Origin of the sequence: Streptomyces sp. NPDC007917 (assembly GCF_042959105.1) — a bacterium.
Classification (GTDB): domain Bacteria; phylum Actinomycetota; class Actinomycetes; order Streptomycetales; family Streptomycetaceae; genus Streptomyces.
This window is the reverse complement of the sequence record NZ_JBIBKK010000001.1, coordinates 39,885-57,810: the sequence shown is the minus strand read 5'-3', so window position 1 is coordinate 57,810 and position 17,926 is coordinate 39,885. Positions and strand designations below refer to the sequence as shown.

The 17,926-nt window shown below is 73.3% G+C and carries 17 protein-coding genes; 5 read left to right on the top strand and 12 right to left on the bottom strand.

Going from position 1 to position 17,926, the window contains the following annotated elements:
* The first annotated feature begins 161 nt into the window (after positions 1-161).
* The 4 genes from ACFZDL_RS00275 to ACFZDL_RS00260 all read left to right on the top strand — a co-directional run bounded on the left by ACFZDL_RS00275 (position 162) and on the right by ACFZDL_RS00260 (position 5,061).
* The gene (locus ACFZDL_RS00275) at positions 162-1,409 is read left to right on the top strand and encodes an aminotransferase class I/II-fold pyridoxal phosphate-dependent enzyme (RefSeq protein ID WP_353590521.1); all 1,248 of its coding nucleotides are present in this window, start codon (positions 162-164) and stop codon (positions 1,407-1,409) included.
* 287 nt (positions 1,410-1,696) lie between these two features.
* A complete protein-coding gene (locus ACFZDL_RS00270; protein WP_391190164.1) occupies positions 1,697-2,773 on the top strand; it encodes an MBL fold metallo-hydrolase in 1,077 nt (358 codons plus the stop codon).
* Positions 2,774-2,869: 96 nt separating this feature from the next.
* Positions 2,870-3,943, top strand: coding sequence for a right-handed parallel beta-helix repeat-containing protein (locus tag ACFZDL_RS00265; RefSeq protein ID WP_353590519.1), 1,074 nt, complete (start codon positions 2,870-2,872; stop codon positions 3,941-3,943).
* Positions 3,940-5,061 (top strand): methyltransferase, encoded by a 1,122-nt coding sequence (locus ACFZDL_RS00260; protein ID WP_353590518.1) that lies wholly within the window; start codon positions 3,940-3,942, stop codon positions 5,059-5,061. The genes ACFZDL_RS00265 and ACFZDL_RS00260 overlap by 4 nt, the downstream gene beginning before the upstream one ends.
* Positions 5,062-5,174: 113 nt before the next feature.
* Here ACFZDL_RS00260 and ACFZDL_RS00255 read toward each other — a convergent pair whose 3' ends face one another.
* The 12 genes from ACFZDL_RS00255 to ACFZDL_RS00200 all read right to left on the bottom strand — a co-directional run bounded on the left by ACFZDL_RS00255 (position 5,175) and on the right by ACFZDL_RS00200 (position 16,056).
* Positions 5,175-5,846 (bottom strand): class F sortase, encoded by a 672-nt coding sequence (locus ACFZDL_RS00255; protein WP_353590517.1) that lies wholly within the window; start codon positions 5,844-5,846, stop codon positions 5,175-5,177.
* Between the two features lie 114 nt (positions 5,847-5,960).
* Entirely contained in the window at positions 5,961-6,566 is a 606-nt protein-coding gene (locus ACFZDL_RS00250; RefSeq protein WP_353590516.1) for a hypothetical protein, read from the bottom strand.
* A 66-nt stretch (positions 6,567-6,632) separates the two neighbouring features.
* Entirely contained in the window at positions 6,633-8,114 is a 1,482-nt protein-coding gene (locus tag ACFZDL_RS00245) for an acetyl-CoA carboxylase biotin carboxylase subunit (RefSeq protein ID WP_353590515.1), read from the bottom strand.
* Between the two features lie 3 nt (positions 8,115-8,117).
* A complete protein-coding gene (locus tag ACFZDL_RS00240) occupies positions 8,118-8,732 on the bottom strand; it encodes a biotin/lipoyl-containing protein (RefSeq protein ID WP_353590514.1) in 615 nt (204 codons plus the stop codon).
* A complete protein-coding gene (gene accD, locus ACFZDL_RS00235; protein WP_353590513.1) occupies positions 8,729-10,660 on the bottom strand; it encodes an acetyl-CoA carboxylase, carboxyltransferase subunit beta in 1,932 nt (643 codons plus the stop codon). The genes ACFZDL_RS00240 and accD overlap by 4 nt, the downstream gene beginning before the upstream one ends.
* A gap of 24 nt (positions 10,661-10,684) precedes the next feature.
* The gene (locus ACFZDL_RS00230) at positions 10,685-11,014 is read right to left on the bottom strand and encodes a TcmI family type II polyketide cyclase (protein ID WP_353590512.1); all 330 of its coding nucleotides are present in this window, start codon (positions 11,012-11,014) and stop codon (positions 10,685-10,687) included.
* Between the two features lie 2 nt (positions 11,015-11,016).
* Positions 11,017-11,481: an SRPBCC family protein gene (locus ACFZDL_RS00225; RefSeq protein ID WP_353590511.1), complete on the bottom strand. Its 465-nt coding sequence runs from the start codon at positions 11,479-11,481 to the stop codon at positions 11,017-11,019.
* 1 nt (position 11,482) lies between these two features.
* Positions 11,483-11,740 carry an acyl carrier protein gene (locus ACFZDL_RS00220; RefSeq protein ID WP_353590510.1) on the bottom strand — a complete coding sequence of 86 codons (258 nt, stop codon included), beginning with the start codon at positions 11,738-11,740 and terminating at the stop codon, positions 11,483-11,485.
* Positions 11,740-12,978, bottom strand: coding sequence for a beta-ketoacyl synthase N-terminal-like domain-containing protein (locus ACFZDL_RS00215; RefSeq protein ID WP_353590509.1), 1,239 nt, complete (start codon positions 12,976-12,978; stop codon positions 11,740-11,742). Before ACFZDL_RS00215 ends, ACFZDL_RS00220 begins: the two co-directional genes overlap by 1 nt.
* On the bottom strand, positions 12,975-14,249 hold the full coding sequence (locus ACFZDL_RS00210) for a beta-ketoacyl-[acyl-carrier-protein] synthase family protein (RefSeq protein WP_353590508.1): 1,275 nt from the start codon (positions 14,247-14,249) through the stop codon (positions 12,975-12,977). The genes ACFZDL_RS00215 and ACFZDL_RS00210 overlap by 4 nt, the downstream gene beginning before the upstream one ends.
* Positions 14,246-14,653: a cupin domain-containing protein gene (locus ACFZDL_RS00205; protein WP_353590507.1), complete on the bottom strand. Its 408-nt coding sequence runs from the start codon at positions 14,651-14,653 to the stop codon at positions 14,246-14,248. Before ACFZDL_RS00205 ends, ACFZDL_RS00210 begins: the two co-directional genes overlap by 4 nt.
* Before the next feature lie 206 nt (positions 14,654-14,859).
* Entirely contained in the window at positions 14,860-16,056 is a 1,197-nt protein-coding gene (locus ACFZDL_RS00200) for a SchA/CurD-like domain-containing protein (protein WP_391189725.1), read from the bottom strand.
* A gap of 158 nt (positions 16,057-16,214) precedes the next feature.
* Between ACFZDL_RS00200 and ACFZDL_RS00195 the strand changes: the two genes are divergently transcribed.
* Positions 16,215-17,843, top strand: coding sequence for an FAD-dependent monooxygenase (locus tag ACFZDL_RS00195; RefSeq protein ID WP_353590506.1), 1,629 nt, complete (start codon positions 16,215-16,217; stop codon positions 17,841-17,843).
* The last annotated feature ends 83 nt before the right edge of the window (positions 17,844-17,926 follow it).

Genomic DNA, 17,926 nt, shown 5'->3' with positions numbered 1-17,926 from the left:
AAACGGCACCGGCCACGTGTCGGCTCCGCCGCCGCATCCGCCGATCTGCGAAGGTGGACAGGTCGGGACAGATGCGCCGATACGACAGGCGCAGCAGGCACGGCAGGCACAGCGAACACGGCGGAGACAGACGGTTCTGTCGATCCGGAGGTGTGTTTCGAATGCAGCGGGAGCTGACCGCCCCGGCTCCGGCGGACCCGGAGGACGGCGGACTGCCGGTCCTCCCGGAGCTGGCCGCGCGCTTCGCCGGGGCGGCCGACCGTACCGCCCCCGAGCCGGTCGGCGGCGGCCCGGCCCTGCGCGCCGCGGCCTGCGGCTACTGGGAGCGGCGCGGCCTGTGGACCGACCCGGGGCATGTCGCGGCCGCCCCCGGCGGGCAGCCGCTGCTGCTGTCCCTGCTCGCCGCGGCCGGCGGCGACGTCCTGCTGACCCGGCCCAGCGCCTCCTGGTACGCACCGCTGGCCCGGCTCGTCGGCCGCCCCGCCTACCACGTGCCGGTGCCCGCCGAATGCGGTGGCGTCCCCGATCCGTTCGCGCTGCTGGAGACCGTCCGCCGGGTGCGCGCGGAGGGCGGCGAGCCGCGGGTGCTGCTGCTGGCCGTCGCCGACGACCCGACCGGCACCACCGCCCCGCCCGAGCTGCTGCACGAGGTGTGCGAGGCGGCCGTGGCCGAGGGGATGCTGATCGTGAGCGACGAGACCTGGCGGGACACCGTGCACCACCCCCATGGCACGGTGCTGCTCAGCCCCGCCGAGATGTGCCCCGAGGACGTGGTGGTGCTCACCGACCTGGCCGGCGCCTTCACCCCGCCCGGCTGGCCCGCCGCGGTCGCCCGGTTCCCCGCCACCGAGCGCGGCGTCGAACTGCGCGCCCGGGTGCTGTCCACCCTGGACGCGCTGCGGGCCGCGCCCCTGCCGCCCGTCGCCGCGGCCGCCGCCCACGCCCTCGACGAGCCCGAGCCGGTCCGCGAGCGCACCGCGGCGGCGGCCCGCGCCCACGGGGCGGTGGCCGCGGCGGCCTACCGCGCGCTCACGGCGGTCGGCGCGCTGTGCCGCCCCCCGCAGGCCGGCCGGCAGCTGTACGCCGACCTCGACGAGTTGCGCGGCGACCTCGCGGCCCGCTCCATCACCGACTCGGTGGAGCTGGAGCGCGAGCTGACCCGGCGGCTTCGCCGCCCCGTACCGGGCGGCCACCGCTTCGGCGACGCCCCGCACACCCTGCGGGTGCGGCTGTCGACCCTGCCGCTGCTCGGCACCGGGGACGAGACGCGGCTGGCCGCCCTCGCCGCCGCCGACCCGCTGCGGGTGCCGCAGGTGGCCGAGGCGCTGACCGCCTTCGAGACGGCCTTCCGCGAGCTGACCCAGGCCGGACCGAGGCCGGCCGGCACCGAAGGGAGCCCCCTGTCATGACCGACCAGGCCGACCAGGCCCAGCCGGCCGGGCGACGCCCGGCCGGGCGGGCGCGCCCCGCCCCGTGGACGCCCCCGCGGCTGGGCCCCCTCCGGGAGATCTTCTCGGGCCCGCGGCGCCGGCTGCGGCGCCTCGGCGCGCTGGGGGAGCCGCCCGCCACGTCGCGGCAGGGGCATGGTGACGGAGGTGTCCCGTACGAGGGCGATCCCGTGCCCGGTGATCCGGCGCCGTGCGACCCTGCGTCCGTCGATCCTCCCGTGGCGACCGCCGGCAGGGGTCCCCTGCGGTTGACGCCGCGGGCCCCGGCGCGGCAGCCGCAGGAGGCGCCCCCCGGCCCGAAGCCGGGGGAGGGCCGGCCCCCGCGGCCGCCCGGACCGGGCCTCGCCGCCCCGCGCCCCCGCGGTGAGCTGCGCACCTGGCCGCGGTCGTTCGCCCACCGGCTGACCTCCCCGCTGCCCGGTGTCCGGGCGGTCGCCCGGATGGCCCGGGAGGGGCGGCTGCGCCCGCCCGTCGAGGCGCTGCGGCAGATCCCCGAACTCCCCTTCGAGCCGGGCCCGCAGCCGGTCGTCGGACCCGGCGACACGGCGGTCACCTGGGCGGGACACGCCAGTTGTGTGCTGCGGACCGGCGGGCTGACCGTGCTGACCGACCCCGTCTGGTCCCGCCGGATCCTCGGCACCCCGGCCCGGGTCACCCCGGTCGGGGTGCGCTGGGAGGACCTGCCGCCCGTCGACGCGGTGGTCATCAGCCACAACCACTACGACCACCTCGACGCGCCCACGCTCAGGCGGCTGCCGCGCGACACCCCCCTGTTCGTGCCGGCCGGGCTCGCCGCCTGGTGCCGCGCGCGCCGCTTCACCGACGTCACCGAGCTCGACTGGTGGGAGGCGGCCGAACTGCCGGGCCCGGAGGGACCGGTGCGGTTCGACTTCGTACCGGCCCACCACTGGAGCAAGCGCACCCTGACCGACACCTGCCGCTCCCTGTGGGGCGGCTGGGTCATCACCGCACCGGGCGGCGGGCGGACCTACTTCGCGGGCGACACCGGCTACGGGCACTGGTTCCGGGAGATCGGCCGCGGCTACCCGGACATCGACCTGGCGCTGCTGCCCATCGGCGCGTACGACCCGCGCTGGATGCTCCGTCCGGTGCACACCGACCCGGAGGAGGCCGTACGGGCGTTCGGGGATCTGGGCGCGCGGACGATGATGCCCATGCACTGGTCCACCTTTCTGCTCTCCGCCGAGCCCCCGCTGCAGCCACTGCTGCGGGTCCGTGCGGCGTGGGAGGCGGCGGGGCTGCCGCGCGAGGCGCTGTGGGACCTGCCGGTCGGGGGTTCGCGCGTGCTCGACCGCGACGACTGAACGACCGGGCGGGCCTGAACCCTGATGAGTACTGGCAATTAGTGCATCGGTGGACATAAGTGGCAAGTGGTGCGCACCCCACCTAGCTTCCTGTTCATGCGCACTCGACAGCTTCGCTACCTGGCGGTCCTCACAGCCGCCCTCGTCATCGAACTCGGTCCGCTGCCCACCGCCCACGCCAAGACCCAGCACGTCGTCCACCCGGGCGAGTCGATCCAGGCCGCGGTGACGGCCGCCAAGCCCGGCGACACCATCCTCGTCAAGGCCGGTACCTACCGGGAGAACGTGCTGATCACCACCTCGAGCCTGACCCTGAGCGGGGAGGGCGAGAAGACCGTCATCACGCCGCCCGAGACGGCGTCCGCGAACGACTGCGGGAAGGCCGAGACCGGTGTCTGCGTCACCGGTACGGCCGAAAGCCCCCTCACCGATGTGCGAATCCGCTCGCTCACGGTCACCGGCTTCGCCAAGAACGGCATCTGGGGGAAGTACACCGACCGGATGGACGTACGCCGGGTGACCGCCGCGCAGAACGGTCAGCAGGGCATCGGCCAGGAGAAGTCCACCGGCGGCAGCTTCCGCTCCAACACCTCCAAGGACAACGGCCAGTCGGGCATCTTCCTCGCCAACACCGTCGACGAGGAGGGCGCGGCCCTCGACACCAAGGGCGCGGTCGTCCGCGACAACCGGCTGACCGGGAACCGGGTCGGGGTCGGCATCAGGCGCCTGAGGGTCCTGACCGTCCAGGGCAACACCCTCTCCGGCAACTGCGGCGGTGTGTTCGTGGTGGGCGACGAGGGCTCGCCCCGCGCCGGGGACCTGTCGGTCATCAACAACAAGGTCCACGAGAACAACAAGTACTGTCCGCCCACCACCCGGCTCGCCTTCATCCAGGGCACCGGCATCCTGCTCACCGGCGTGGAGGACACGCGGGTGACCGGCAACGAGGTGCGGGACAACGTGGGCGCCTCGCCGATGTCCGGCGGGATCGTGCTCTTCCCCAGCGTCGTGGGCGCCCAGAACGCCCGTAACACCATCAAGGACAACGTGCTGGCCGGCAACCTGCCTGCCGACCTCGCCGACCGGGACGCCGGCCCCGGGAACACCTTCGAGGGCAACGCCTGCACGGTCTCCGAGCCCGCCGGCCGGTGCGAGAAGGGTGCGTCATGACGTCGATAAGGACCGCTGCGCCCAGCGCGGCGAGCGCCCCCGCCGCCACGGACCCCGCCGCGGCCACCGGTACCGGCACCGCCCCCGACGGCGTCCCGTCGAAGGCCGCCCCGCAGCTGCGGGAGCTCGTCTTCGGCGCCGCCCGGGCGGCGGCCGTCCGCGCCGCGGCCGCCCTGGGCGTCGCCGACGCCCTGGGGGAGCGGCCCGCCACCGTCGCGGAACTGGCGACCGCGGTGGGCGCCGAGCCCGAGCGTCTTGGCCGGCTGCTGCGCGCCCTGACCTGCTGCGGGGTGTTCGCCGAGACCGAGGACGGCCGCATCGCGCACACCGAGATGTCCCGGCTGCTGCGCGAGGACGCCCCCGACAGCCTGAAGTACATCTGCCTGTGGTGCACCGAGCCGTGGACCTGGGAGACCTGGCCGCGGCTGGCCGAGGCCGTACGCTCCGACACCTGCGCCTTCAACGACATCCACGGCAAGGACTTCTTCACCTATCTGCACGAGGACGCGCCCGACTCGGCCCGCGTGTTCGACAGGGCGATGACCACCTCGAGCAGACAGTCCGCCGTGGAACTCGCCGCCTTCCTCGACCTCGACGGGGCCGCGGAGGTGGCCGACATCGGCGGCGGCCAGGGACATGTCCTGGCGTCCCTGCTGGAGAAGCACCCGACGCTGCGCGGCACGCTGCTCGACCTCCCGCAGGTGGTGGCGAACGCGGACGCGCGGCTGCGCGACGGCGGGCCGCTGGCCCCGCGCGCCCGGCTGGTGCCGGGCGACTGCCGCCGCGAGATCCCGGTGCGGGCGGACCTGTACATCATCAAGAACATCCTGGAATGGGACGACGAGTCCACCCGCAGGACCCTGGCCAACGTGGTGGCCGCGGCCCGGCCGGGCGCCCGGGTCCTGGTGATCGAGAACCTGCTCGACAACAGCCCCTCGATGCGGTTCACCACCGCCATGGACCTGTTTCTGCTCCTGAACGTGGGGGGCCGGAAACACTCCTCGGACAGTCTGGTGACACGCATGACGGAGGCCGGGCTGAACGTCACCGGCATCAGCCCGGTCAACCCCTATCTGCACGCGTTCGACAGCCGTGTGCCGGGCGGGGAGGCCGCCTGACCGCGCCGTGCGCGGCCGCGCCGCATGGGGTGATGCCCGCGTGACGGTGTTCACGCGGGCATCCGGGTTCTTCCGGGGTTCTTCTGGTCTTCCGGGGTTCTTTCAGGGCGGGTTCAGGCCCACTGGAAGGAGTCGAGGTGGGCGAAGACGACGACATTGGCGGTGTAGTCGCGGACGGCGCGGTCGTAGGAACCGCCACAGGTGATCAGGCGCAGCTGGGCGTCGGGGGTCTGCCCGTACACCCGCTCGTCGGGGAAGTTCGCCTTGCTGAACGTCTCCACCGAGTCGACGACGAACGTCGCGACGATCCCGTCGGCGCGGGTGATGGTGACCCGGCTCCCGGCCTTCAGCGCGCTGAGCGGATAGAACACCGCCGGGCCCGTCTTGGTGTCCACATGCCCCGCCACGATGGCGTTGCCCCGCTCGCCGGGTGAGGGTCCGCCGTTGAACCAGCCGGCCAGGTTGTTGTTGTCGGCGGGCGGCGGGATCAGCACCCCCGACCGGTCGAGCGTCAGCTCGGTGAACGGCGCGCTCACCCCGATGGAGGGGATGTCCAGATGCCTGGCGGGCGAGCGCGGCAGCGCCGGCCCGAGCCGGACCTCCTGGGGGGCCGCCGTCTGCGGGCGGGTGGCGAGCGTGGGTCCCGAGGACGCGGGCTTCTTCGGGGACGGCTGGGTGGAGGCCGCGTCCACCGAGTTGTAGATCAGGAAGACGCCGATGAGGGCCGACGCGGCGGCCCAGCGGATGACGCGGGTGTTGCTGTCGGCACCGCCCTGTTTGCCCATGGATTCTGCCTTTCTGGCCGGCGGAGAGCCCACCGGCAAAGAGCGTGGCGCTGCCGTGGCCAACCGCCACAAGCGGTGTTGGCCACGGCAGCGGGGCTACGAAAACCGATCAGCTCAGATCGCGGTCCCGGCCGGCTTGCGGCGACGCAGGGCGTACGCGCCGGCGCCGAGGCCGCCGAGCAGCAGGACCGAACCGGCCGCCATGCCGCCACCGGTGGTGGCCATGCCGCCGCCACCGGTGTGGACACCACCGTGCGGCTTGCCGTGCTCGCGCTCCTTGCCGTACGAGCTGCTGCCGCCCCAGCCGTGCTCTTCCTTCTCCTTGCCGTAGCCCGACTCTTCCTTGCTGCCGTAGCCGCCCTTGCTGTAGTCGTCCTTGCCGTAGCCGGACTCTTCCTTGCTGCCGTAGCCGCCCTTGCTGTAGTCGTCCTGCTTGCCGTAGCCCGACTCTTCCTTGCCCTTGCCGTAGCCCGACTCTTCCTTGCCCTTTTCGAAGCCTGACTCTTCCTTGCCCTTTTCGAAGCCCGACTCCTCCTTGCCCTTGCTCTCCTTCTCCTTCCAGGCACCGCCGGAGCCGTAGTCCTCCGACTCCTGACCGCTGGAGTAGCCCCCGTGGCCGCCCGGGTCGGAGACGTCAGCGGCGAACGCGGCGGCGGGTGCGCCCAGAGTCAGGGAAGCGGCAAGCGCCGTCCCGGCGATGAGTGCGCGAGTTGATCGCATGAGTCATTCCTTCCGGCACCTGCACGATTACTGACATTTGCCAGATAAAGGGATCGCGTAGGTGTCTCATCCACCGTCAGCGACGGGGCGGCCCGCTGCCACTTGGCGCGGCCCGCTTTCAGGCCGGTTGTAAGCCCTCCGAGTGGAGATCGCCGTGGTCTTCACTCGTTCGCCGCGCGAATGGGCTGACGATGAGTCATCTTTTCGGCCCATCGTTTCGATCAGCCCCGTGGTGTGCCTCGCCGACCGGAACTCCGGACGCGCCAGCACCCGGCGCAGAAAGCCCAGCGTGGTCCGTACGCCCCCGCCACCGACCCGGAACTCGCCCAGCGCCCGGTCCATGCGGGCGAGCGCCTGCTCGCGGTCGGGAGCCCAGGCGACGGTCTTCGCCAGCAGCGAGTCGTAGTCCGGACCCACCCGCCAGCCCGGGAAGGCGTGCGTGTCCACCCGTACGAAAGGCCCCCCGGGCGGCACGAACTCCGTCAGCGAGCCGGGCGTGGGAGCGAAGCCGCGGTCCGGGTCCTCGGCGTTGACCCGGCACTCGATCGCCACTCCGCGACGCACCACATCGCTCTGACCGAACGTCAGGGGCTGCCCCGCCGCGATGAGGATCTGCTCCCGGACGATGTCGATCCCGGTCACCATCTCGGTGACCGGGTGCTCCACCTGCAGCCGGCAGTTGATCTCCATCAGGTAGAACTCGTGGTCGGGGGTGAGCACGAACTCGAAGGTGCCCGCCCCGACATAGCCCACCGCCGCCGCGCCGCGCACCGCCGCCGCGCACATCGCGGTGCGCCGCTCCTGGGGCAGGTTCGGCGCGGGCGCCTCCTCCACCATCTTCTGGTGCCGCCGCTGCACCGAGCAGTCGCGCTCGCCTAGGTGGACCACCTTGCCGTGCCGGTCCGCGAGCACCTGCACCTCCACATGGCGGGCGTGCTCCACGAACCGCTCCATGTAAAGGCGCTCGTCGCCGAAGACCGCGCGGGCGTGGGCCCGGGTCTCGTTGAACGCGGGCACCAGGGCATCCGGGTCGCGGACCACCGCCATGCCGCGGCCGCCGCCCCCCGCCACCGCCTTGAGGATCAGCGGATAGCCGATCCGCCCGGCGACGTCCCTGGCCTCGGCGGGCGTGGCCACCGCGCCCGTACTGCCCGGCAGCACCGGCAGCCCCGCCTCCGCCATCAGCGCGCGGGCCGCCGCCTTGTCGCCGAGCCGCTGCATCACCGGGGCCGGCGGGCCGATGAAGGTGATCCCCGATTCCTCGCACACCTCCGCGAAGTCCGGGTCCTCGGACAGGAATCCGTACCCGGGGTGGATGGCCTGCGCCCCGGTGCGGTGCGCCGCCTCGATGATCGCCGGGACGCTGAGATAGCTGGCCTTCGACTGCGGCGGACCGATGTGCACGGCCTCGTCCGCGAGCTGGACCACGGCCGAGTCGCGGTCGGCGGTGGAGTACACCGCCACGGTGCGCATGCCGAGCTCCCGGCAGGCGCGCAGGACACGCAGCGCGATCTCGCCGCGGTTGGCGACGAGGACGGTGGAGAACACGGATCACACCGGCCCGGCGGCGGGCCCGGGCTCCACCGCGAGCAGGGGCTGCTGATACTCCACGGGCTGCCCGTTGGGCACCAGGATCTCCACGACCCGCCCGGCGACATCCGACTCGATCGTGCTCATCATCTTCATGACCTCCAGCACACCCACCGGCTGCCCCGGCTTGACCGTGTCCCCGACGGAGACGAACGGCGGGGCGCCTGGCTCCGGCGCGTGGTAGAAGGTGCCGACCGTCGACGCGCAGATGTAGGCCGGCCCCGTCCCCGCCTGCTGCGCCCCGCCCTCCGGCCGCACCCCGTCGGCCACGGCGGCCGCCGGCCCGGCCGCGGCCACCCGCGGCTGCGGCTGCGGCGGGGGAGCCGGGGCCGGCGGGGGAGCGGCGGCGGACCCGGGCGGCGGCGCGTGGTCGGGTCCGGCCGGATCGGGCCACTCCATCTCGACCGTCGTCTGCCCGTGCCGCAGCGTGATGCGGCGCGGCTGCTTGTCCGCGGCCTTCGCCAGCTCCGTCACACTGCGGCACAGGGAATCCAGCGTGGCGTGCGGGGGCAGCACGACCGCGCCCGGCCGGTGCCCGTTCTCGCGATGGTCCGTGATGTGGCTGTCCGCTGTCACGATGCACCTCTCCCGGTGTGTAGCTGCGCGCCGGCCGACCCGGCGGGGACCCCCGTGTCCAGACCGAAGCGGCGGAACCGCTCCGCCCGCGCCGCCAGCAGCCGCCCCGGCTCCCACGGCACCAGCTCGCCGAGCGCCTCGACGAGCGCGTCGCCGAGCAGGGCGGCGGCCTTGGCGGGATCGCGGTGGGCGCCCTCAGGCGGCTCCGGTACGACCCCGTCGACCACCCCGAGCCGCAACAGCTCCCTCGGGTCGAGCCGCAGGGCCGCCGCGGCCGCCTGGGCGGCCTCGGGGTTCTTCCACAAGATGGCGGCGCAGCCCTCGGGGCTGATGACCGAGTAGACGCCGCCCGCGCTGATCAGCACCCGGTCGGCGACGGCCAGCGCGAGCGCGCCGCCACTGCCCCCCTCACCGACCACCGCGGCCACCACGGGCACCGGCAGCCGCGCCATCAGCCGCAGATTCTCCGCGATGGCCAGCGCCTGGCCGCCGCGCTCCGCGTCCGGGCCCGGGTTGGCCCCCGGGGTGTCCACCAACGTCACCACCGGCAGCCCGAGCTTCGCCGCCATCCGCATCAGCCGCGCGGACTTGCGGTAGCCGCTGGGCGCGGGCATCCCGAACCGGTGCGCCTGCCGCTCCGCCAGGCTCGCCCCGCCCTTGTGCTGCCCGATCACCATCACCGGCCGCCCGGCGAGCCGCCCGGGGCCGCCGACCACGGCGGGGCAGTCCTCGCTGAGCCGGTCGCCGCGCAACTCGTGGAAGTCGTCGAGGATATGGCCGATGTAGTCCATCGCGGTGGGCCGCTCGGAATGCCGCGCCGCCCGCACCGCCTCCCAGGCCTCCCGCTCCGCCACCTCCGTGACGCACCGCAGGACCGCCTTACGCGCGGCCCCGCCTTGGCCCGCGTGCCGCTCACCGCGCGCGGCGCCGACCGCGCCCGGGTGGGTGGTGAGGGCTGTGTCCGGCCCGCCGTTCGGCAGCCCCGGCACGCCGGGCCGTCGCCCGCGGCCCGGGGCGGCGGCCGGGTGGCGTGCCGCCGCGCTCAGGGGGGCGGCGGGGGATTCCGGTCCGCCGTCCGGTAGCGCGTGCTCCCGCCCGGTCGGCGTGTCGGGCGCGCCGGGCGCCGTGGGCTCGGACACCCGGGGGTCGGGGGCGCCCAGGGCCAGGAGGCGGGCCAGGGTGGGGCGGAGGGCGGAGCGGGGGACGATGTTGTCGACCATGCCGTGTTCCATCAGGAACTCCGCGGTCTGGAAACCCTCCGGCAGCCGCTCCCCGGTCGTCTGCTCGATGACCCTGGGTCCGGCGAAGCCGAGCCGCGCACCGGGCTCGGCGACGATCACATCGGCGAGGGTGGCGTAGGACGCCGCCACGCCCCCGTACGTCGGATCGGTGATCAGCGAGACCGTCAGGATTCCGGCCTCGTCGAGTTCGGCCATCGCCTGCGCGGTCTTGGCCATCTGCATCAGGGCCAGCGCGCCCTCCTGCATCCGGGCCCCGCCGGAGGCGGTGACCAGCAGCAGCGGGACGCGCCGGGCGAGGGCGGTCCGCGCCGCCTCGCAGATCAGCGCGCCCACCCCGCAGCCCAGGCTGCCGCCGAGGAACCGGAAGTCCATCGCGGCCACGACCACGGGCCGGTCCTCGATCCGGCCCAGGGCGCAGATCACCGCCTCCTTCAGGCCCGTCTTCGCCCGCGCGTCCGCCAGCCGCTCCGCGTACGGACGCGTGTCGGCGAACTCCAGCGGATCGTGCAGCGGCTGCACCTCGCCGACCGGCGCCGCGGAGCCGGCGTCGAGCAGCTGGTCCAGCCGCTGCCGTGCGGTCAGCGGGCTGTGCCAGCCGCAGTCCGGGCATACGCGCAGGGTGCGCGCGAACCTCTTGCCGTAGATCAGGTCGGCGCAGCGCTCGCAGCGCACCCAGTCCGCGACCACAGTCGTGCTCCCTTCCGGCCTTCCTCAGGCGCGGTCGCGCTCCCAGCGGTAGAACTCGTGCGCCATGGCGTCCTTGGGCTCGCGCCAGGTCTCCGGGTCGTACGCCTGCACGAACGGCTGGAGCCGGGCGCTGACGTCACGGAACTCGGGGTGCTTCGCGTACCGGGCGACCTCCTCGGCCGGCGGCCGCTCGGCCTCGATGAGATGCAGGTACACATCGCCGAACTGGAACAGGCTGCGGCCGGTGACCCCGATCAGCCCGGGCAGCTCGCCCCGGTCGGAGTCGGCGAAGACCTTGGCGATATCGGGCCCCGCGTCCCGGTTCATCTTGGCGACGATCATGGTGCGGTACATCGTCAGGCCTCCACCGTGGCGCGGGCGCGCTGCTCGATCTTGTCCCGGATGAGCTCCATCTGGATCTTGGAGTTGCGGTTGATGAGCTCCGTCATCCCGGCGTCGTCGATCGGCGCGTCGGGCCTCATCTCGAAGTCCTGGGTCCAGCGCATCCGGGTGCCCTCGGGCGTCTCGTCGTACTCCCAGCGGATGTTCATGAAGGCGAACGGGCCGGTCTCGACCCGGCGCGCCCACACGGTGTGCACATCGCGGGCGGTCTCGCGCTCGGACACCCAGCTCCAGACCTTGCCGTTCTCGTCGGGGTGCATGGTCAGCCGGAAGGTGGTGGTGTCACCCTCCCGCCGCAGCACCTCGACCGAGGCGTACTCGCTGAACAGGTCCGGCCAGCTCTCGATGTCGTTGGTCATGTCCCACACAAGGTCCAGCGGCGCCGCGATGGTGATCTCGTTGTCGGTGTGCCCGGGCATCTCATGCTCCTGCGGTGATTGAGGCGTTGATGACGTCGATGAAGTCATTGGGGGTCTTGCAGCTCTCGGCGCCCGGCTCGATCGGGGTGCCGTAGTGGTTCTCCAGCTCGCCGACGATGGCGAGCAGACCGAGCGAGTCGAGACCGAACTCGGTGAAGGTCATCTCCGGCGACCCCGCGAGGGCGGCCGGGTCGACGGTCAGGCCGGCGCACTTCTTCATGAGCGCGGCCAACTCCTGGTGGGTGAATTGACGGGACATCACATATCTCCTTCCGGGCCGCGGAGCACGAGCGCCGCGTTGTATCCCATGAGCCCTCGGCTGAGCACCAGCGCACACCGCGGCTCGGCGGGGCGCGGACTTCGGGTGACCAGGTCGAGGTCATGGCAGACATCGGTGACATACGGCGTGGGCGGCACCATGCGGTGCTCCATGGCGAGCACCGCTGCCGCCACGTCCAGCGCGGGAGCCGCGCAGTGTGCCCGGCCGAAGCCGGTCTTCGGCGCGGTCACCGGGACGCGGGTGCCGTGCCGGCCGAGCGCGTCGGCGATCGCCAGCGCCTCGGCCCGGTCCGCCTCCGGTACGCCGAGCGCGTCCGCGAACACCACGTCGATCTCCTCGGGCGCGCATTCCGCGTCGTCCAGCGCCACGCGGATCGCGCGGGCCAGCCCCTCCCGGGACCGCTCCCACCGGGACGCCCCGGTGAAGGTCGCCCCGTAGCCGCTGATGAACCCGCGGATCGGCACCCCGCGGCGCCGGGCCGCCCCCTCCTCCTCCACGACGAACATCGCCCCGCCCTCGCCGGGTACGAAGCCGCCCGCATCGGTGGTGAACGGCAGATACGCCCGGCCCGCCTCACGGGCCCGGCTCAGCTCCCGCCACCCCAGCTGGCAGACCATCGAGTACGGGGCGAGCCCCGCCTCGGTGGCGCCCACGACGATCGCGTCCGCCCCGTGCCGGATCGACCGCCGTGCGTGCGCCAGCGCGTCCAGACCGCCGGCCTCGTCGTCCGCCACCACCCCGCAGGGGCCCTTGAAGCCGCCGCGGATGGAGACCTGGCCGGTGCTGGCCGCGTAGAACCAGGCGATGGACTGGAACGGGCCCACATGGCGCGGCCCCTTGCCGTACAGCTGCTGCAGCTCGCGCTGGCCGAACTCGCCGCCCCCGGAACCGGCCGCGGTCACCACCCCGACGGCGAACGGCGACATGTCGTCGACCGGCAGCCGCGAGTCCTCCAGCGCGAGGTCGGCCGCGGCCAGCGCGATATGGGTGAAGCGGTCGGTCTGGACCAGCAGCCGCTCCTCGATCATGGTGGCCGGGTCGAAGCCGCGGATCTGGCCCGCGACCCGCACCGGGAAGTTCTCGCTGCCGCGACGGGTGAGCCGGTCCAGGAAGCTGATCCCTTCCCGGGTCGCCTTCCAGAAGGCGTCCGTGCCCACGCCGTTCGGCGCGATGACCCCGAGCCCGGTCACCACCGCCCCGCGGGCCCGGGCACTCATGCCGCACCTCCCGCCCGGCCCAGCACCACCGCGGACTGGAAGCCGCCGAACCCGCTGCCGACCGACAGCACATTGCGCAGCGGCAGGGCGCGCGCGGTGCGCGGGACGTAGTCCAGGTCGCACTCGGGGTCCGGGGTCTCGTAGTTCGCGGTCGGCGGGACCACGCCGTGGGCCAGCGCCAGGGCGCAGGCGGCGAGCTCGATCGCGCCGATCGCCCCCAGCGAATGCCCCACCATCGACTTGATCGAGCTCATCGGCGTCTTGTACGCGTGGGCGCCCAGCGACCGCTTCACCGCGGCCGTCTCGTGGCGGTCGTTCTGCTTGGTGCCGGAGCCGTGCGCGTTGACGTAGTCGATCTCGGTGCTGTCGATGCGGGCGTGGCCGAGCGCATGGTTGATCGCCTCGGACATCTCCAGGCCCTCCTGGGTCAGACCGGTCATGTGGTAGGCGTTGCCGTAGGTGGCGAACCCCTTGAACTCGCAGTACGCGTGGGCCCCCCGGGCCCGGGCGTGCTCCAGCTCCTCCAGGACCAGCACGGCCGCGCCCTCGCCGAGGACGAACCCGTCGCGGTGGGCGTCGAACGGCCGGGACGCGTGGGCGGGGTCGTCGTTGTTCGTCGAGGTCGCCTTGATGGAGTCGAAGCAGGCCACCGTGAGCGGGGTGACCGGGGTGTCCGCCGCCCCCGCCACGCACACATCGGCCCGGTTCTCCTCGATCGTCTGGAAGGCGTACCCGATCGCGTCGAGACCCGACGTACAGCCCGTCGAGACGGTCTGCACCGGCCCCTGGGCGCCCGCGAGCTCCGCCACTCCGGAGGCCAGGGCGCTCGGCGAGAAGGCGTGGTGCAGATACGGGCCCGCCCGCCGGTGGTCCACGTCCCAGCGCGCACCGGACTCGCTGACCTTGACGTAGTCCTGCTCCAGCCGGGTGGAGGCGGCCACCGCCGAGCCCATCGACACACCTATCCGCCACGGGTCCTGCGTCCCGAGTCCCCCAGGTTCGATCCCCGCGTCCCGCATCGCCTCGGTGGCCGCCACCAGCGCGAACTGCACATACCGGTCCGAGCGCTCGATCTGCTCGGCCGTCAGCCCGCAGGCCACGGGGTCGAAGTCGCATTCGGCGGCGATCCGCGAGCGGAACCTCGCGGCGTCGAACAGCGTGATGCCGCGGGTCGCCGTGCGGCCCGCGGTGAGCATGTCCCAGAAGGCCGGGACGCCCACGCCCCCGGGAGCGACGACACCGAGCCCGGTGACCACCACCCGTCGGGTCACGACGCCGCCTCGGCGGGCTCGGCGGTCTCGGTGTCCACGTGGCCCAGCTCCGGGCGGGGGGCCAGCGGGCCGAGGTGGAAGACCATCCGGGCCTCGGTGTCGCCCACGTTGCGGAACCGGTGGCGCATGTTGACGGGGATCAGAAGCCCCTGGTCGGCGCGGAGCGGATGCGCCGTGTCGTCCAGGTCCACTTCCAGCTCACCGCACACCACGTACACGAACTCCTCGGAGTACGGGTGGTAGTGCTCGGTGACGCGCTCACCGGGCTGCACGACGGCCATACCCATGAAGCCGCTCGTGGCGCCCACCGTGGTGGGGGTGAGCATGGCGCGCACATCGCCGCCGCGGCGGCGGTTCGGGGCGACGGCGGACAGGTCGACGATGAGGTGGGACTGCGTGGTCATAGTGGCCTCCAGAAGGCGGCGCGGCCGCCGCGCACGACGGAAGGGAAACAGGGTGGGAGGGCGGGAGCTGGGGGTGTGGGAGGGCGGGAGCTGGGGGTGTGGGAAGGACGGGAGCTGGGGGTGTGGGAGGGCGGGGACGAGAGGGGGGAGAGGGGATGTGCCGGGGGAGCGGGTACGGGCGTGGGGTTGGGACCGGGAGGGGAGTGTCAGTAGTCCGCCGCGCGGCGGTCGGTGACCGGTTCCATGTCGCAGTCGGTGAGGAAGCGCCGCAGCCCGGCCTCGCTCGCCAGGTCGATCTTCTTGCCGCCGTCACCCGCGTCGAGGAGCCGGCCCAGCACGGCTGCCGCGCGCGGCCCGCTGACCCCGGCCGCCACCGCGAGCTCACGGTCGAGCGGCACGTCCATGTCCACCATCCGCACGACGATGTCGTCGCGCTGGAAGACGGTGCTGCTCACGATCGTGTGCTGCCCCTTGCCGCCGCCTGCCTCCAGCTCCGCCTTCGACTTGGTGACCGCGAGGTCGTCCTGACGGGCCAGCAGGCTGGCCACCGCCGGCCCGCAGCCCTCCTTGACCGGGTACAGCAGCATGTGGCGCCGCAGGTTCGGCGGGCGGCTGGGGTCCGCCGTCAGGTGGTGCACCACGGGTAGCGCCGCCCGCATGAAGAAGTCCCGCGCGGCCTCCGGGTCGTCCAGGTCGCGGTCCTCCTCCAGATGCGGGTTGATGGCCTCCTCGACCGCCCGCACCTCCGGCTGTCTGGCCACATGGCGCAACGCCGCCACCAGGTCGCCCTTGACCTCGACCGCCCGTACGACACGGTTGCCGCTCATGAACAGCGAGGTGCGGCACAGCCGGGTGTTCTCGTCCACGCGGGCCTCGGGCGCGGCGTAGTCGGCCAGGATCTTGGCCACGCTCTGTTCGCTGCCGGGCTTGACGGTGAAGGTCAGGGCGTGCCGCACCAGCCCGTCGCCGACCCGCGGGGCCAGCCGTACGGGGGGCGCGGCGCGGCGGCCGGCCGCGTCCTTGGCCGAGAAGGTCTCCCGCAACACGCTGAACCGCAGGGACCGGGTGTCCTCCACGCACCCGTGGAGGGGTTTGACCATCTCGCGGTGCTCGGGGCTCTCCACCCAGCTCAGAAACGGCGGGGCACTCTCCCACTCGCTGGTGATCAGCCACTGGGAGGGGTTCTCGATCGACTGGCACAACTGGTCGCTGATGTGTCCCGGGACCGCGGCCACCTGTTGGGACAACTGCTCGTAGGCATGCAGGAAACGTTCCTCCGCGCCCGCGTGGACCGACACCAGCAACACCACACGCAGCCGGGCGTCGGTGAGCATGGAATGCCGTGGCGGGGGCTCGGGCGTGGTGGACTTCGCGGGCCGCGAAGTCTTGGGCAGGGTGCTCATAGATTCCACTCCTCCTCCGGGGGCGTCCTTCGCCGGACGCGGCGCCCGTTAGACGATCGTGGAGCGCTCCCACGGATGCCGCGAGATATGTGAGCCATCCGGGCGAAGGGGCCCGCCAGACGCCTGACCAGGCGTAAAACCCCGGGAATAGCAGCGAGATGAATCCCCATGTCGATGAGCGTGTGCCCGTACTCGTCGTGGGCGGGTCCCTGGTGGGACTGTCCGCCTCACTCTTCCTGGGCCGGCTGGGCGTCGGACACCTGCTCGTGGAGAAACACGCGAGCACCTCCACGCACCCACGCGGGCGCGGGAACAACCTCCGCACCATGGAGCTGTTCCGGACCGCGGGGGTGGAGTCCGCGATCCAGGAGGCCGCGTCCGTCCTGGCCGGCAACCACGGCATCCTGCAGGCCGAATCCCTCACCGGAGTGGACCACCGCTGGCTTTTCCGGGAGATCGACCCGGGCGGCGCCATGCGCGGGCTCAGCCCCTCCGGGTGGTGTCTGTGCAGCCAGAACGACCTCGAACCCGTCCTGCTGCGGACCGCCCAGGAGCTGGGTGGCGAGCTGCGCTTCTCCACCGAGCTGATCTCCTTCGAGCAGGACGCCGACGGGGTGACCGCCGTCGTCCAGCACCGGGAGTCCGGGCGCACCTCGGTGGTGCGCGCCGACTACCTCATCGCCGCCGACGGCCCCCGCTCCTCCGTACGCAGGCGGCTGGGCATCGGGCAGACCGGCCACGGCGAGCTGTTCCACAACGTCAGCATCACCTTCCGCGCCAAGCGGCTCGCCGACGTCGTGGGCGACCGCCGCTTCATCGCCTGCTATCTGACCAACCCGGCCGCCGACGGGGCGCTGCTGCCGGTGGACAACGTCGAGAACTGGGTCTTCCACGCCCCGTGGCACCCCGAGACCGGCGAAACCCTGGAGGACTTCACCGACGAGCGGTGCGCCGAACACATCCGCATGGCCACCGGCGTCCCCGACATGGAGGTGGAAATCACCGGCAAGGCCCCCTGGCACGCGGCCGAACGGGTGGCCGAGCGCTACCGCGACGGCCGGATCTTCCTCGCCGGCGACTCCGCCCACGAGATGTCCCCCACCGGCGCCTTCGGCTCCAACACCGGCATCCAGGACGCGCACAACCTCGCCTGGAAACTCGCCGCCGTCCTCGGCGGCTGGGCCGGCCCCGGACTGCTGGACACCTACGGCGCCGAACGCCAGCCGGTCGCGGTGGCCACCAGCGCCCGGGCCGCGGCCCGCTCAGCCGAACACAGCCACCCCGGCTACACCCCGCCCCCGTCCGCCGGCGGCCCGCAGCGCGATGTGCTCGCGGTGGCCATGGGCTACCGCTACGCCTCGGACGCGGTCCTCGGCGCCGACCCCGCCACCCCCGTCGTCCCCGACCGCTTCACCTCCACCGGCGAACCCGGCAGCCGCGCCCCGCACCTGTGGGTCGACCGCGACGGCACCCGGCTGTCCACCCTCGACCTCTACGAGCGCACCTGTGTCCTGCTCACCGGCCCCGAAGGCGCCGCCTGGCACGGCGCCGCCCTACGCGTCGCCGACCGCCTCGACATCCCCCTCGCCTCCTACCGCCTCGGCCCCGACCCCACCCACGACCTGACCCCGGACCCCGGCACCGACTGGACCGAACTGCACGGAACCACCCCCCAGGGCGCGGTCCTCGTCCGCCCCGACGGCTTCGTCGCCTGGCGCGCCCAGCACGCCGAACGCGAGCCGGAGCGGGTCCTGACCGACGTCCTCCAATCGGTCCTCTGCCGCTGACCCGGCCCCGTACGGGCGGGCCCGGCCGACCCCGAGTCGGCCGGGCCCGGGCCGCCGCCCCGTCTCCGCCCCTGTCCCTTGAC